The organism is Mesorhizobium sp. B2-5-13 (assembly GCF_006440535.1).
In the GTDB taxonomy this organism is placed as follows: domain Bacteria; phylum Pseudomonadota; class Alphaproteobacteria; order Rhizobiales; family Rhizobiaceae; genus Mesorhizobium; species Mesorhizobium salmacidum.
On the sequence record NZ_VFUI01000012.1, the window covers coordinates 44501 to 59453 of the forward strand.

Below are 14953 nucleotides of genomic sequence, written 5' to 3' on the forward strand. Positions count from 1 at the left end.
GGACCTACCGTTGGCTTGCACTGCATGAGAGGAGCGGTCGCGCAAGGCCGGAAAAGGCCGATCGCTTGGCGGACCGATGAAGAGCGGGGACTCTTGGATAGCCACGGCAGGGCGATGCTTCCCTAAGACCGCTGGAGTGGCCGGCGCCTAGCTCGTTTCATTGCTCAATTTGACGTCTGCCGCCCGTGAACGAGCGGGCCTTCGATTTGTGCCACGCGATGTCCGGGGGCATCGACAACGATGGGCGCGCCTGCATCTGCCGATGCTAAGGCATGCAAGCTGCCACCGTTCATACCATGGGATTGCCACTCGAACTGGTTGATCAGGAAAGAGCCAGCCGGGCCTGGAGGCATGTCCGTCCGGTGGATCGCAAAGAAGCGATAGTGACCGCCTTTGAAGTCCGGCAGGTCCAGCAAAACGAGCTTGCCGCATGCGAGGTCTTCGCGGACCATGGGTTCCGGCATCGTCCCCCAGCCAATACCTTCCCGAAGCAGCATGTGCTTCGTGGCCAGGTCGGCGATGCGCCAGGTGTGGGTGCCCATGACGCCCAGGTCCTCACCGGCGGTGCGCGACGTCCGATCGGTAAGGACCAACTGAACATGATGTCGCCCCGCGCCGAGCCCATTTGCCTGGGACACCAGGGGGTGGTCGGGTGAGGCGACAGGAACCAAATTGACACTTCCGACGCCGATCCGCTCCAGCCCGTCGATTTCCACGTCGGGCGGTCCGCGAACACCAATCATCGATGTGCGATCAAGGACGAGCTCCGTCACGGCACCCAAGGCTTCCGCCCTCAACTTGAGCGGTACGGTGGGAAATTCCTCCCGGAAGCTCTTGAGCGCGGCAACAATTCGCGACGCCGGCAGCATCACGTCAAGGGCGACGTGAACTTCCGGTTCGAGGCCTTGATGAAGACCCTTGGCCTTTGCGCGCAATCGATTGAAGCCCAGGGCAACATTGCGCGCTTCTGAAAGCAGCGCTTTCCCGTCGTCGGTGAGTCGGGGCCGGCGGGTGGAATCTCTTTCGAAGAGCGTAACGCCAAGCTGGGCTTCCAAATTGGTGATCGTGTAGCTGATAACCGATGTGGCTCGGTTGAGCTGGCGGGCCGCGCCCGCGAAACTTCCAACATCGATCACTGTCAGAAACACTCGCAACTGATCGAACGTTGGCGTGCCGGGATCAGACATAACGATTTCCTCGAATAGAAGACTCGAAATTTTACAACTTTCGTACCCTAGGTCAGCAGCGCTAGCCTACGCAACCGACCACTCCACCGACGTTTGAGGGAGCGAGCAAAATGACTTATGCGATAATCGGATCTGGTGCCATCGGCCATGCCATCGCAACGCAGTTCGCGCGCCAGGGCATCGATGTAATGGTCGCCAATAGTCGAGGACCGTCGTCGCTCACAGACATGGTCCGCGCGCTTGGTCTCAACATCAGGCCCGCCACCACCGGTGACGCGGCCCATGCGGACGTGGTGATCCTGGCGATTCCCTTTGGTGCCATTCGGCCGTTCGTCGAGGACGCGGATGCCGCGGGTGCAAATTGGGATAACCGCCTGGTGATCGACGCGAGCAACGCGATCGACTTTCCGTCGTTCAAGCCTGCCGACCTGGGCGGCCGGCTCTCAACCGAGATCGTCGCGGAGGCGTTTCCTGGCGCCCGGGTGGTAAAGGCCTTCAATACGGTCCCGGCCGCAAAACTGGAAGCGCCGCCAGCACAGGCGGGCGGACGACGCGTTGTGGCGCTGTCTGGCGATGACGGCAGCGCCAGGTCCCAAGTTGCCGCTCTCATCGAGCGACTCGGCTATGCGGCGCTTGACCTCGGCACCCTGCGGCAGGCCAGCCATCTGCAGCAGTTTGGCGGCACCCTCGTGGCTCAGGACCTGATCAAGCTGGCCTAATCTGGCCGCGCACCGAATAACGCCATTGGCAGCAACGGTGAAAGCCGCTGCCGCGAGAGTGAAGCTTCCGGCAGGAGCACGTCATGTTGAATGATTTCGATGGCAAGGTGGTTTTGGTCACTGGGGCCGGGTCGGGGATAGGTCGGGAGGCCGCCTTGGCGTTCGCCGCTCGCGGCGCCCTTGTCTGCGGCGGGGACGTCAATGAGCAGGGCCTCGCGGAAACCCAGGCTCTCGTCGAAAAGGCGGGCGGTAAAGCGCAGGTCGCTCGGGTCGACGTCTCGTCGGAGGAGGACGTCGCGGTATTTCTCTCGCGCATCGCCACTGAGGCGGGTCGGTTGGACGCCGCCTTCAACAACGCCGGGATCACAGGCGGCGCGCATCGGATCGAAGACTATCCGACGGATGATTTCGACAGAGTTTTGCGCACCAACCTGCGCAGCGTCTTTCTCTGCATGAAGCATGAGCTTCCGCTTCTGAAGCGCGGCGGCGGTGGTGTGATCTGCAACACGGCCTCCGTAGCGGCACTGACTGGCCCAGGCGGGATGTGTGCCTATGCGGCGTCGAAACATGGCGTTCATGGGCTGACGCGGGTCGCGGCGATGGAGAACGCCGCACACGGGATTCGAGTGAACGCCTTGGCGCCGGGGTGGACCGAGACCCCAATGGTCGTAACGGCAAGCGCCCAAAATCCGTCTTTTGCGGCACAGACGACGAACGCCATTCCCGCCAAACGAGGCGCTAAGCCGAGTGAAATTGCGCAGGCCGCCGTTTGGCTCTGCTCAGACGCATCAAGCTATGTGTTCGGGCAAATGCTGGTTGTCGACGGAGGCATGACCATCGGCGGCTTCGAGTTTTGAGCGGAGACCGCTTGACTGCCCCGTCAATCCCTACTGACGCATACTCCTGTCGGAACGGCGAGCCGAGGAAACTGAGGCGTTCCACCGTTGCTATGGCACCAATCTGCCAGCAAAACGAACTGCGTCCTACTCTTCCTTCGCGGCAAGGCGATCTGGCCGATGCTCCGCGCCCGATGATCGCCGCTAACGCGGAATTTTACGATCTCGATAGAGCACCATGCCAGCATGGTAGAGGACTCCATCTCTGAACTCACCATCGGCTGTGAAGCCGGTGTCATCCCAATAATCGATGTGGTTGCCACGGACCTCATAACGGCCCTGGTAAGCACTTTCTCGACAGCCGCGCGCTTCGTCATAGCGACCGTTCTGGAGCAGGTTGTGGCGAATTTGGCCGTCTGCGGTGATCCATAGACCGACATAAGCATGCATTCTGTCGGGTGCGGAGGTTGACTTATATGGGCTATTCATCTGAGCAAATCCTTTGCAGTCGATGATCAGCGTATTTGGTTGGCTGCAAGGCGTAGCGACGGCTTATGGCAATTGCCGCCACTTCGTCATGCGGTCGCTTAGATCAAGCAGGCCGCCGTCGACCATGAAACTGCCGTCACCGCGGTGATGTAGCATCCGGCGTTCTGTCCGGGCTTCGTCAATCCAGATCCGTTTCGCCTCAAGGATGAACAGGTTGTGGGTATCGACAAGGCTCGCGTTGGCGACCCGGCATTCGATGTTGGCTAGGCAGTCAGCGACCAACGGGGGCTTCACCTCCTTTGCCGGGCGCGTCTTCAGCCCAAAACGCTGAAACTTGTCTACGGAATCGCCAGAGCAATTGCCGATGTCGACGACGGTCTCGGCCAGATCGATTGTTGGAATGGCGATGACGCATTCACCGGTTTCTTTCAACGCCCGCTGGCTGTAGTCCCAGGGCCCGACGACGCAGCCGATCAGCGGTGGCGAATGCTGGATCATCATGTGGAAACCCATGGTCATCACATTCGGCTTGCCCTTATAGCTCGTCGTTACCAGAACAATCGGACCCGGTTCGAGTAGGTGATAGGCCTGAGAAGCAGGTATCTCTTTCATCGTAAGCTCCTTTTCGAGGATGCCTCTCCGTGTGCGGGCGGAGAGGCAGAAAGATTTTCTGATTTCAATTACCAACCTTGTTCAACCGGCAGAACGAAAAGCTCCGCAACATTCACGTGAGCGGGGGCCTGCGCGGCAAAAACGATGGTGTCGCCGATGTCCGAGCCCTGCAGGAACGTCATCTGCTTGCCGAGATCGTCCATCTGCTGCCGATAACCGGCATCGGTGATGTGGTCGTAAAGCTCGGTGGCGACGGCGCCTGGCTGGATGCAGGTGACCCGGATGTTGTGCTTCTGGCCGACTTCCATGCGAAGGCCGTCGGACAAGGCGGCAACGGCATGCTTTGTCGCACAATAGACCGCCAGGCCCTTGAAGACCTTGCGACCAGCGATCGAGGACATGTTGAAGATATGGCCGGAATGCTGCTTGACCATCCGGGGCAGCACGGCGGCCGTGACGTTCAGCAGGCCCTTCACATTGACATCGACCATGCGGTGCCATTCGTTGGTCTTGAGTTGATCGAGGTCGGAAAGCGGCATCAACCCTGCATTGTTGACGAGAATGTCGATGGAGCCATAGGCGTCGGCCAGCTTCTTCACGCCAGCCTCGACTGCGGCAACATCAACCACATCCATCGCGATCACCAGGGCCTCACCGCCCTTCGAGGCGATTTCGCTCTTGAGAGCTTCGAGCTTGTCGGTGCGCCGTGCTGCGATACCGACCCTGGCGCCGGCCTTGGCAAGCTTCAGGGCAGTGGCGGCGCCGATGCCGCTCGATGCACCGGTGACCAGTGCGACTTTTCCAGAAATGTTCGTCATTGTTCAACTCCTTGTTGGGCCCGTGCGGGGTCGTTGGAACAAGGACGAACTTAGTTGGAGTGGTCGGCGCCTTCTCACGGCAACCTGCGCGAACTGTCGGGATTTTGCTCTATTGTGGTCGGGGAAAGTCTCAGTCACGGCGATAGGCCCGGGGCGATACCCCCGTTTCGCGGCGGAAGATCTGGGCGAAGTGACTGGGGCTGGAGTAGCCGACGGCCATTGCAACCCCGATGATGCTGGTATCGGTCTCCTGTAGCAATCTCTGCGCTCTGGCGACGCGCAGGCGGATGAACTGATGAGATGGCGAAAGTCCCGTCGCCTTCTTGAACAAGCGGCTGAAGTGGAACTTGCTCATACCAACGCCTCGCGCCACCTGGGCCAGATCAAACGGCTCCTGCAGGTGCGCCTCCATGAACGCAATTGCCCTGCGCAGTTTCGCACCTGGAAGAGCGTTTTGCCGGCGCCCTCTGTTTTCCCATGACGTGTAGTGCCGGACCAAATGAACAGCCAGACTTTGCGCCAATCCCTGGATGAAAAGTGCGCTGCCCGCCCCTTCCGCAGTCAACTCGCGGTGAATGAGCGCCAGCAGGTGAGATAGTTGCTCGTCCCGGCCGCCGGAGATGTCACGCAGGCCCAGCGTAGCTTTGCCTGAAACCTCCTCCGCCACTCGTTCAAACAATGGAACCGAGAGGTAGAGATGCATGACCTGAAACGGTTCGTCGCCGTTGGCAACCCAGCGCAGTTCATATGGCGTCGCGGAGCGCGTGAGGAAGAAATCCCCGACGGCTACCCGGTTGGCAATCCATTCGCCTCCCAGATCGCGCTCCTCGACCAGCGCTTCCCCTGACATCACCCACACGATCAGCGGTTCAGCAACCGCCGGAACCAGGAACGGCTCTTGTATCGTGAGACGAGAGAAGACCTGCACGAACATGTCTGTCCACGCTGGACCATCGCCACTGATCAGCGTGCGACCGGCAATGTACTTCTCATGGCTCTGCGGGGATGTGCGATCGGGAGGTGTATCAAGGCTTCTTGTCGTCTTCGAAGGCCATCTCACCAGTTTGTAATCCAGCTTACCACACGGTTGCAGCGCCATTTCACTGAGTCCGCAAGAGCGCTGTAGAATAAGAAATTTTGCCACTGCTGCAATTATCGCTTTTGCGCGATTTCTATCGCACTGCTGTGTCACAACCACCATCGTCATTCCACCAACCGCTAACTCCTTCATGACTTCGACAGCCTCGCCAACCAACTCCGGGTCGAGTCCATTCGTAGGTTCGTCCAAGAGCACCCTTTCCGTGGTCCTGGTCGGCGTCAGCGATAATCGAAAAGAACGCCGCACGGGCGATGTCTTTCTTTGACGCGTCCGGGTGTTCCTTCCTTGCGCCTTCAATAGGAGCCAGCGCGCGTTCCGGCTGGATCGGCTTTTTTTATAAGGGGGGAAGCGCTTCGCCGTAACGGCGTCAACCCGCCGGCCCGCAATGCCCTCAGAAACGGAGAAGCCTTGCCGACAGTTCAGTTTTCTTTCAAATCTTCGGCTTCGTCCTTGAGCCTAGTCCAGTCGGCACCATGCTTTCGCAACAATGCGCGCGCCTGTTTCGGCGTGACGTCGGCAATTTCCGTCAGGTGCTCTACCTCCAGCTCTTGCCCCTTCACCACGCGGCTCGCCTCTTTCTTTTCTTCTTTGGTAGCCATCACTGTGTGTCCTTCTCTTGCATCATCGGATGAACGAGGACCGGAAAGTGTGGTTCCGGCTGGCGCATTGGGGCCTGTCGCCTCGGTCGGGACGTCCGGTCAATACCTTGCCATCGACATCGCCGGCACGCCGATCTTCGCCATCCGGGGCCGGGACGGGACCTTGCGCGGATTTAAGAACGTCTGCCGCCACCGGGGGGCGAAACTTCTGGCCGATGGCGCGGGCAAATGTGGGCTGATCGTTTGTCCCTATCACAAATGGTCCTTTGCCGACACCGGCCGGCTGGTGCAGGCCCCATGGTATGGCAAGGATCCCGCGATCATCGCCGAAGACTGGCCGCTGGAGCCGGTGCAGTTGTCCGAATCGCGGGCTGCTCTTCGCGGCACTCGACCCGAAGGAAAGTCTTTTGGATCAACTTGGCTCTCTGCCCGCCGAACTGGCGGACGAGCCGTTGGAGACCTATGCCGCCACCGATCAGGCCACTGTCAGCTTTGCGGCGAACTGGAAGATCTACACCGACAATTTCGTCGAAGGCTACCACATCCCTGGCACGCATCCCTCGTTCTACGCTGCCATCGACTTCGAAGCTTTCCAGACCACCGCCCATCCCGGTTATGTCCGGATGACCGCACCGCCGAAAGACGGTCTGTTCTATCGCGGGAATGGCTTTGGATGTGGCCGAACTGGACGCTGTCGCTTTTCGATGGCGGCATGAACGTTAGCCGGATCAATCCGACCTCACCGCTTCACACAGACCAGCATTACCATTTCTACTTTGCCGATATCGCTGCTGAAGCATCCGAGAGCAGGGCGAAATCTGTGCAAGGCACTCTGGCCGTGGTACGCGAGGACTACGCCATCTCGCGCCGATACGCATCGCAACTATGCCGCAGGGGCCTATAGCTCCGGCCCGCTCTCGGGGCGGCATGAGCGGGGAGTGCAGTATTTCCAGGAACGGGTCGCTGCGGCACTGGGCTGTGAGCGCCCCTGGCGTCCTTGTCCGCCGCATAGTGCTCTGGCTCGGCGCCTGCACAAGAGCCCCCCGCCAGCCGAGGGTATAGGGCGGGCACGGTAAGACGAGTTACGAGCGTCGCGGCAATCGGAGCTCGCTCAATGCGGAGAGCAGATCGGCGAACGCGGCTTTGACGACCAAGTTTAGCGGGCGCTCTTACCGGCCGGACCCTTGACGGCTGGAACGGGGCCGCTAGCGGATCGACGGCTTTCGAATGAGAGCATAGAAAGCCGATCGTCCCCGCCTATTGACGTTCATTTGGTAAGCGGTCATCGCCAAGTAAGCGACTTTAGCGATCAGCTTGGTGCGCGATCCCTCTCAGAAATATCTGAAAGCGCTGGCGAATGTCTTGCTTGCGCTGGTCTCTTGCGTCGTCGCCCTGCTGTCGCCTTCTGGGCAACAGTGCTCCAAAGGCGATATCCATCAGCATGCCCGCACACAGCACGACATCATCCATCTCGATCGCGCCACGATCACGCTCGGCCTCCAGCCATTCGATCAGGTCTTCGCGCGTCCGGAGTATCTTTTGCTGGTAAAGATAGTCCGACAGTTCAGGAAACAGAACGGACTGGTGCAAAATGAGGTTCAATAGCGCTTCCCGTTCCTGGTCGCGTCCGCGGTCCATATCAAGGCGGAACACCTTCACAAGTTTGTCAATCATCGGAAGGTCATCGTCGGGTGGGCGTGGCAGATCGAGCAGCAGATGCCGGTACTTCAACACGACCGCCCCGAACAGTTCGGTCTTGCTCGCGAAATGCTCATAGAGGGATCGTTTCGAGACGCTGGCCCTGGCCGCGACCATCTCGGTGGTCGTTCCGGCAAAGCCCTTTTCTAGAAAAACCTTATAGGCCGCGTCGATGACGAGAGCTCGACGCGCCTGTGGCGCGATCGTCAGTGGGCGCCCTCGTCTCTTATGCGTTGGAAGCTGCTCGATCCGTTCGCTCAAAAAAGCCACTCCTCATTGAACCGTCGAACGTCCGCCACAATTATGGTACTTAACAGTACCATAAATTGCACTTTTGTCCAGACGAAGGAACAGCGCCTGTCATGCATACTCTGCCCAGACTCAACGGCCGATACTGGCTCGCGCTGGTGCTGGCCAGTACGTTCGGAACCAACACCGGTGACCTTATGTCAGACGGCCTTGGCCTTGGGCATGTGGCCGGGCTTCCCTGGATTATTGGGGCTCTGGTTCTGGTATTTATAGCCGAACGTGCCAGTCCCTGGAAAACAGCGCTCTTCTTCTGGGCCGCAATTATCATAATTCGCACCGGCGCGACGAACATCGGAGACGCATTCCATGATTACAAGATCGATTTCTCGATTTCGCTTCCCGTTGTCCTAGTTTGCTACGTTGTGAGCGTGCTGCTTTATCGAACCTATTGGCTACGTTCGGGGTCTGCGTCATTAGGCGTCAACCCGATATACTGGATCACCATGGTTCTGGCGGGCGTGTTGGGGACGATCGGCGGAGACGCGGCATCTTTTAGACTCGGTCTTACGCCAGTTGGTACCGCGATCGTGTTCTTTGCCCTGGTCGCGCTTGTAACGACCCTTTGGAGGCAGGACGGCAAGCTGAGCGAGCCGATACCCTATTGGACGACCCTGGCCCTTATCCGCACCGGCGGCACCGGCGCTGGCGATGCCCTCGCCCACAAGATTGGTCTAGTCCCCAGCACGTTGCTGACGGGAGCCGTTTTCGTGGGAATACTTATCTATTTCTATGCCATCGAAACCGACAACTCGGCCCGCGTTTCCCAGGACGCCACAGCCTTACATTGTGAGGACACTCCATGACCAACGTATCGAGACGAGATTTTGTGGCAATCGGCGCGACCTTGGCTGCAGCCGCCTCCGTAGCGACGCTCGGAGTCAAGGAGGCCCATGCAGAGAATGGAAACGGCTTTTCGGCTGCTGCGCCAGACGATGCGGTGAGCTCGGATGGTCATAGAGGTCCCGGCCTGCAGGACATTTATGCGCTCTGCGAAGTCACTGGTGGTGGCGAGAAGGCTTACGGAATTGCAGTTGAGTATGACGTCGATATCGATCCCGCCAGTTTAGCGACTGACACATACGGCGCGGCCGTCTTCCCGGCTGCCGAAGGATTTTTCCCGGGAATGCCGCAGGAACCCGACAAGAACGCTATGACCGGCCCCGCCAAGCCACGGGCGATCGCCACCATCTATACCAACGCCGAGCCTGCGCTGCGTCCCGACCAAAAGAGCGTTGCCGGCCGGTACGTTATCACCGAATTCGAGCATGACCCCGACCTCAGCCTTCCAACCGCAGACAGCGACAAGGTCGCGCTGACACAGGACAAGAGCGTCAGAGCGGCAAGCGGCTCGGTCTACGCCGCAACCGGAACCGTATGGACCAATGCCGGCCGGCGCGGAAACAGGGTCGTCATTCGCGGTGTGGACGCCTGGGAACAGAACCACTGGTGGTGGGACGATACGCGTTCCGCCTGGCTCGAATACAGTATCTACCTGCCAAAGTCGTTCCTCGAGAAAGGCGGCGAAAACAAAGCCTACCCTCTCCTCCTCGCGATCACCCATTCGGGAACCAGCTACGACGGTACTTGCGCTCAGACATTGGCTGAACAATGCATCGCCAGCATCTGGAGCTTGCCGGAAGAGCAAGACAAACATGAGTGCGTGATTATCACCCCGCGCTATGAGCGCACCACGATGAACGATTATTGGGAGCACACGTACGACGTTGAAAATACGTATCGGCTGGTCGATTCGTTGCTCAGCAACACCTGGAATTATGGCAACCCGAATCTAGACGATCGGAGGGACAAGGTCCTGAAGATCGATCCCAAAAGGGTTTACTGCACGGGGTGGTCAATGGGCGCCATGACTTCCCTGTGGCTGATGGCAAAACATCCAGAAACTTTTGCAGCGGGACTCATCATCGCCGGCCAGCAGCGACCCAGCGATGTTGTCACCCTTGCCAAGCAGAAGGTCCTGATCATCACGGGCACCGACGACAATAAGGCGACACCCTGGAATGAGAAGTGCGTGCCAGTGTGGGAAAAAGCCGGAGCCAAGGTAACCCGGCCTGCCGAGCAGTTCGACCCAACGCTCATATTCCCACTAAATAACCAGAAAGCGCTGACCAATCAGATCGACGGCTACCTATCGGAAGACGGCAACATCACATTTCTGACTTTCAAAGGCGTCGACCACATGGGTTCCGCGCGGAAGTTTTTCTACATCAACGCCGCGAGGGATTGGCTCTTCAAGGAGGTGAAGGCGTAAGCTTGCTTCGCAACGCAAAGGCCGAGCCGAATGGGGAACTCATTCATGCAGATGGGTTCAATGTCCGCATCCGAACGCCCGTTCTTGGTTTCCGAACGTCTGAAATGGAGGCGCAAAGCTGGGTTGCAGCGGAAGTCCGTTGCGGGGCCGACTGACAGGCCAGCACGGGATTTTGACTCGCCAAACCATCTCCAATTGCTATCGTGCGGCCGCGCACGAGGAATGACTTTCGCCCTCGTGGGGCACGAGGGAAAACATGGCGAAACACGGACTGTCAGCACTCGATGCGGATATTCTGAGGACGACCTTTCAAAAATCGCTCTTGGAAGAAAACATCCCGGAGAGCGAGTGGCGAAAATACGCTGAGGAACTTGTCCGGGTATATACCGGCTCTCCGATCGTAGATCCCCGATTGTTGGACTGGATCGTAGGCAAATAGCACGGGGAAAGCCTCGGCGCTTACGGCCCGTCTTGGCGGGCACCGCGGCACCACCGCGCCGCGTGGCCAACAGTGGGAAGGCTGAGCGGACGTCCATCCAGACCTTGAGTTTGGGCGCTACCTTGCTCTCACTTGACGGGGTGCGGAACTTGAGCTCCGAGATCACCAACCTCAATTGCCTCGTTCAGGACAGCGACAGTGAACTGGCTGGCTTCAACGCCTGCTCCAGCATTCACAAACTCTGCCTCAATTGCTTCGCCGCCGTCTGTGAAAAGGCAGGCGGCACCGGCCGGGGAGCTGGGCAACTTCCTAGCCGAGGTGCAACGGCTGTCGGCCATAACGTTCCGGGGCGGAAGCTGATGCTGGAGCGGCTGCTTTAGCCGTCCGGCCCGGTTCCTCTCGGCGTCCAGTAGTTCCTCCTCGGTTATCAGGCCGTTCATAAACAGCTTGAGCAGATGGGACGCGATGCGCTGGGCCTGCTGCGATTCAAGGGGAGTGCCGTTCTCGTTGCATACAATGCGGCACACGCGAGAGAGCATGTCGATCTCGCACGGCTCCAAGCACTGACCGGGGTACAACATAGCCTTTCCTCCTCGAAAGCTACGAAACCCGGACAGTGCGACAGGGGTGTGAATTCCGCAATTGATTTTGACGTGATCGGGTGTGCTGTCAGGCGCGCGTGTGCACTCGGGAAATGTGGTGAGTTGACTCTTCTAATAGAGGACATCCCTCCCATTTTAGGAGCTAGCTTCTAATGCCTGCCCGTACAAAGGCTTCCCCCCACAGCCCCTCGACCGCCTTGATGCGAACGATCCGCTTTCGGCATGCCCGCTAGAAAGCCGCATCTTGCCTTCAAGGAGCAGCACCGCTCTGAGCTCAGGACGAGATTTGGTTAGTACAAAACCGATCGATATTGTTGGACATTCAGGGGTCAATTCATCGGCACGAAACATTGGGAGGACGGAGGTGACCAATTCCACCGGGAGTTCTTTGGGCGTCGCTGTCATTACCGGAGCATCCTCTGGAATCGGCAAAGCTTTTGCCGAGCGCCTGGCCAGCGACGGCTACGATGCTCGCCAACTTCATGGGCTTTGTCAAACTTGCCGCTATCGCTATCTGGCTCAGGTAGTTAAATCGTCACTACGCCCTTGGCGTAAACGTTTTGGGTGAGCGTGTTTCCCACTGCTGGCGGTGCTTCTCGTTTTTCCAATCGCTTTCATGCTGCGCAATGTAGTCGCGGGCGAAAGTTTCAAAGGTGTCGCCCGAAGTGCTTTTCGATCGGTTCGCGGTTGCCTCGCGCATTGCAAGGGGATCGATCCCGGCTTTCACTTTGTCGCGATACTCGATTGCGACCATTTCCAGTTCTTTCAGCTTGCGTTCGCTGATCGGGTCGGAATGCGGTTCGAGTCATCACGCGGCACTTGGCGTTGACGGTGTAGCGGATAACCATGACGCCGCTCCGTTCTTGGCGAGCGCGAAGCACAAGCCGTTGCCGTGCGACCAAAGGTTGGGTTTGCCTGCCTTGACGCGGTTGCGGAGTTCGCGGTTGAGAGTGTCGATTTTGGTTGCCATTGCGGAGTGGTCCTTTGGTTAGTTGGCCAGTGCCGTGCTAACCAATAGGAGTCCGACAGATCAATTGAATAGCTACGACAAAATCTAGCGATATCAACGGGTTGGCTACTAGCGACTAATCACGACTAGACCAACTTAAGGTCACACCCTCCGTGCCGGCACGATTGAGCGCAAGGCTAGGCTCCTGGGCGAAGAGTTCGGCGAGGAAATCGGCGAAGACCCGGACTTTGCTAGCGAGGAAGCGGCCCGCTGGCCGCACGGCTGTGATTGCTAATGGCCTCGGCGCATAGTCCGTCAGGATTTCGCGCACTGCGCCTGATGCTATCTCTGCTCCGAACAACCAACCGGGAGCATGAGCGATTCCGATGCCGGACAGGACGGCGGCTCGTATTTGTTCCGCATCGTTGGTGCGGAAGGCGCACTTGGGATTATGCATGACGGGACCAAAGCGATCCCGGAACCCCCATACGCGGGACGAACCCTGCGGCGCGTATATGATACAGGAATGCTGTTCCAGTTCGGCCGGTATTGCCGGCTCGCCGTGAGCCTCGAGATAAGCGGGGGTCGCCACGGTTACGACCGGCGTCTGCGCGATCCTCTTGGCAATCAAACTGGAGTCGGAGAGGTCGCCGTTGTGCACGGCGAGGTCGATACCGTTTTCGATCAGATTCATCATCCGGTCAGCCACGACCAATTCCACCGACACGTCGGGATAGCGGGCGAAAAACTGCTCAAGCCGCGGCACGACGTAGATGCGACCAAAGACCGGGACAACCGTGGCGCGGACCAGCCCCGACGGTGCCACCCGACCCCGGCCCACCCGCGATTCAGCGGCTTCGAGGTCGCCCAGCAGCCGAACGCCGGATTCGTAGAAGTCGCGGCCGGCCTCGGTGAGCGTGAGGCTGCGTGAGGTGCGCTGCAGCAGCTGCGCACCTAGGTGCGCCTCGAGCGCTGCAACTTGCTTGCTGACGGCCGGCTGGCCGACGCCGAGCGAGCGGGCTACGGCCGAAAAGCTGCCACTCTCGACTACCCGAACGAAGAGCCTGATCGCCTCCATCCGATCCAAATGCACCTCCACCATTCCAATTTGGGAATTGTTCCTATTCCATTCACCGTTCTACCCCTCCTTCAAGGGATGGGCTAGCTTCTCCATATCAGGTTGAAGGCAGCCCGAGCAACTCGATGAAGGAGAATGAAAATGACCAAGATTGCTGAAAATCAGCAGGGCGACACGGAAGCTCTGATTGCGATCGTGAAGGAGATGGCGGCTTCCATGACGGGCGAACAAAGCACGCGGCACTGGGCGGACGACGCGCTGTGGTTCGACATCCCGCCGTTTGCCTCGCGCGGCATCCAGCCGGCAATGAAGATGTTCGATCGCGTCTTCAAAGGGTTTAAGTCGTGCGGCATCAATATCCTGCAAGAAGACGTCACCGTCAGCGGAGATATGGGCGTGGTCTGCACCATCCAGGAAGTCAACATCGTCCTCAAGAACGGTGACGCCAAGCACGCGCTCGTCCGCCAGACGGACTGCTTCAAGCGGCGCGGCGGCAGCTGGAAGCTGTTCCATGAGCACGCCTCGGTTCCCTCGGGTGGCGAGTGGGACGGCAAGATCGTGACGGCCTAAGCTCGCGGCGACGGGCCGGCGGCCCTCGGGCCGCACCACTCGCCCCCTCAATCTCATGACACTCGTCTCATCCTCTCTAGCGATACTGAATCAAGACTTCAAATCGCCAGCAGCTCCGAGTTCAAGGACATCCGGCAGTGCCCGGCCGGTGGCATTGCCGCGGGTAGATAGATATTCAACTCGGGGAATTCTGCTCATGCGAGTGTTCGCGCGACGAAATTGCGCACGACCGGCGATGTCTCCTGGCGCCGATGCACCAGAGCTACCGCGTCGATCGGGGCGTCAGCCGCGATCGGTCGATACGCGATCCCCGCAACCTGTAGCCGACTCATCGATGCCGGCACGATCGACACGCCGAGTTCCGCAGCCACGAGCACGACGACCGAGCCAATCACCGGCGCCACCTCGCCGATCACCGGCTCGAACCCAGCCTTGCGGCAAGCGCCAATGATGCTGTCATAGAATGTCGGACCGAACCAGCGCGGCACCAGCAGAAACGTTTCCTTGCTCAACGTTGCAAGGTCGACCTCTTGCTGCGCGGCGGCATGGTGGCTGGCGGGTAGCGCAACGAGCATTGGCTCCTCGGAAAGAACGTGGAGATGGAATGCCTCGATTCCGGCGACGTTGGGCCGCAGGAACGCGGCGTCCAGCGACCCGTCCTGTAGTCCTGTAATAGTTCA

At 59.2% G+C, this 14953-nt stretch carries 17 protein-coding genes; 6 read left to right on the plus strand and 11 right to left on the minus strand.

Annotated features, from left to right (window positions below):
- Positions 1-164: 164 nt before the first annotated feature.
- Positions 165-1187, minus strand: coding sequence for a LysR family transcriptional regulator (locus tag FJ434_RS19870; RefSeq protein ID WP_140714370.1), 1023 nt, complete (start codon positions 1185-1187; stop codon positions 165-167).
- Between the two features lie 110 nt (positions 1188-1297).
- Between FJ434_RS19870 and FJ434_RS19875 the strand changes: the two genes are divergently transcribed.
- Both FJ434_RS19875 and FJ434_RS19880 read left to right on the plus strand, forming a co-directional pair.
- On the plus strand, positions 1298-1906 hold the full coding sequence (locus FJ434_RS19875; protein WP_140714368.1) for an NADPH-dependent F420 reductase: 609 nt from the start codon (positions 1298-1300) through the stop codon (positions 1904-1906).
- A gap of 83 nt (positions 1907-1989) precedes the next feature.
- Positions 1990-2763 (plus strand): SDR family NAD(P)-dependent oxidoreductase, encoded by a 774-nt coding sequence (locus FJ434_RS19880; RefSeq protein WP_140714366.1) that lies wholly within the window; start codon positions 1990-1992, stop codon positions 2761-2763.
- 183 nt (positions 2764-2946) lie between these two features.
- Here the strand turns inward: FJ434_RS19880 and FJ434_RS19885 are convergent, their stop codons facing one another.
- The 5 genes from FJ434_RS19885 to FJ434_RS19905 form a co-directional block, all read right to left on the minus strand.
- Entirely contained in the window at positions 2947-3231 is a 285-nt protein-coding gene (locus tag FJ434_RS19885; RefSeq protein WP_140714364.1) for an Atu4866 domain-containing protein, read from the minus strand.
- A gap of 63 nt (positions 3232-3294) precedes the next feature.
- A complete protein-coding gene (locus tag FJ434_RS19890) occupies positions 3295-3843 on the minus strand; it encodes a flavin reductase family protein (protein WP_140752309.1) in 549 nt (182 codons plus the stop codon).
- Positions 3844-3911: 68 nt separating this feature from the next.
- Positions 3912-4661, minus strand: coding sequence for an SDR family oxidoreductase (locus FJ434_RS19895; protein ID WP_140714362.1), 750 nt, complete (start codon positions 4659-4661; stop codon positions 3912-3914).
- A 130-nt stretch (positions 4662-4791) separates the two neighbouring features.
- Positions 4792-5949, minus strand: a complete 1158-nt coding sequence (locus FJ434_RS19900; RefSeq protein ID WP_281406454.1) for a helix-turn-helix domain-containing protein — start codon at positions 5947-5949, stop codon at positions 4792-4794.
- Positions 5950-6179: 230 nt separating this feature from the next.
- Positions 6180-6359: a hypothetical protein gene (locus tag FJ434_RS19905; protein ID WP_140714358.1), complete on the minus strand. Its 180-nt coding sequence runs from the start codon at positions 6357-6359 to the stop codon at positions 6180-6182.
- Between the two features lie 302 nt (positions 6360-6661).
- Between FJ434_RS19905 and FJ434_RS19915 the strand changes: the two genes are divergently transcribed.
- On the plus strand, positions 6662-7075 hold the full coding sequence (locus FJ434_RS19915; protein WP_140752311.1) for an SRPBCC family protein: 414 nt from the start codon (positions 6662-6664) through the stop codon (positions 7073-7075).
- Positions 7076-7661: 586 nt separating this feature from the next.
- Here FJ434_RS19915 and FJ434_RS19925 read toward each other — a convergent pair.
- Complete coding sequence (locus FJ434_RS19925; RefSeq protein WP_181166118.1) at positions 7662-8318, minus strand: TetR/AcrR family transcriptional regulator; 657 nt, start codon at positions 8316-8318, stop codon at positions 7662-7664.
- A 101-nt stretch (positions 8319-8419) separates the two neighbouring features.
- Between FJ434_RS19925 and FJ434_RS19930 the strand changes: the two genes are divergently transcribed.
- The gene (locus FJ434_RS19930; RefSeq protein ID WP_140714350.1) at positions 8420-9169 is read left to right on the plus strand and encodes a hypothetical protein; all 750 of its coding nucleotides are present in this window, start codon (positions 8420-8422) and stop codon (positions 9167-9169) included.
- Complete coding sequence (locus FJ434_RS19935; RefSeq protein WP_140752315.1) at positions 9166-10635, plus strand: prolyl oligopeptidase family serine peptidase; 1470 nt, start codon at positions 9166-9168, stop codon at positions 10633-10635. The genes FJ434_RS19930 and FJ434_RS19935 overlap by 4 nt, the downstream gene beginning before the upstream one ends.
- 567 nt (positions 10636-11202) lie before the next feature.
- On the opposite strand, the gene FJ434_RS29850 is transcribed toward FJ434_RS19935, so the two are convergent.
- The 3 genes from FJ434_RS29850 to FJ434_RS19955 all read right to left on the minus strand — a co-directional run bounded on the left by FJ434_RS29850 (position 11203) and on the right by FJ434_RS19955 (position 13703).
- Positions 11203-11613 carry a hypothetical protein gene (locus FJ434_RS29850; RefSeq protein ID WP_181166119.1) on the minus strand — a complete coding sequence of 137 codons (411 nt, stop codon included), beginning with the start codon at positions 11611-11613 and terminating at the stop codon, positions 11203-11205.
- Between the two features lie 601 nt (positions 11614-12214).
- Positions 12215-12430: a hypothetical protein gene (locus FJ434_RS19950; RefSeq protein WP_140752317.1), complete on the minus strand. Its 216-nt coding sequence runs from the start codon at positions 12428-12430 to the stop codon at positions 12215-12217.
- A gap of 331 nt (positions 12431-12761) precedes the next feature.
- The gene (locus FJ434_RS19955; RefSeq protein ID WP_246672797.1) at positions 12762-13703 is read right to left on the minus strand and encodes a LysR family transcriptional regulator; all 942 of its coding nucleotides are present in this window, start codon (positions 13701-13703) and stop codon (positions 12762-12764) included.
- A gap of 141 nt (positions 13704-13844) precedes the next feature.
- On the opposite strand from FJ434_RS19955, the gene FJ434_RS19960 reads away from it, so the two are divergent.
- Entirely contained in the window at positions 13845-14273 is a 429-nt protein-coding gene (locus tag FJ434_RS19960; protein ID WP_181166195.1) for a nuclear transport factor 2 family protein, read from the plus strand.
- 194 nt (positions 14274-14467) lie between these two features.
- Here FJ434_RS19960 and FJ434_RS19965 read toward each other — a convergent pair whose 3' ends face one another.
- The gene (locus FJ434_RS19965; protein ID WP_140751637.1) at positions 14468-14947 is read right to left on the minus strand and encodes a LysR substrate-binding domain-containing protein; all 480 of its coding nucleotides are present in this window, start codon (positions 14945-14947) and stop codon (positions 14468-14470) included.
- Positions 14948-14953: the final 6 nt, after the last annotated feature.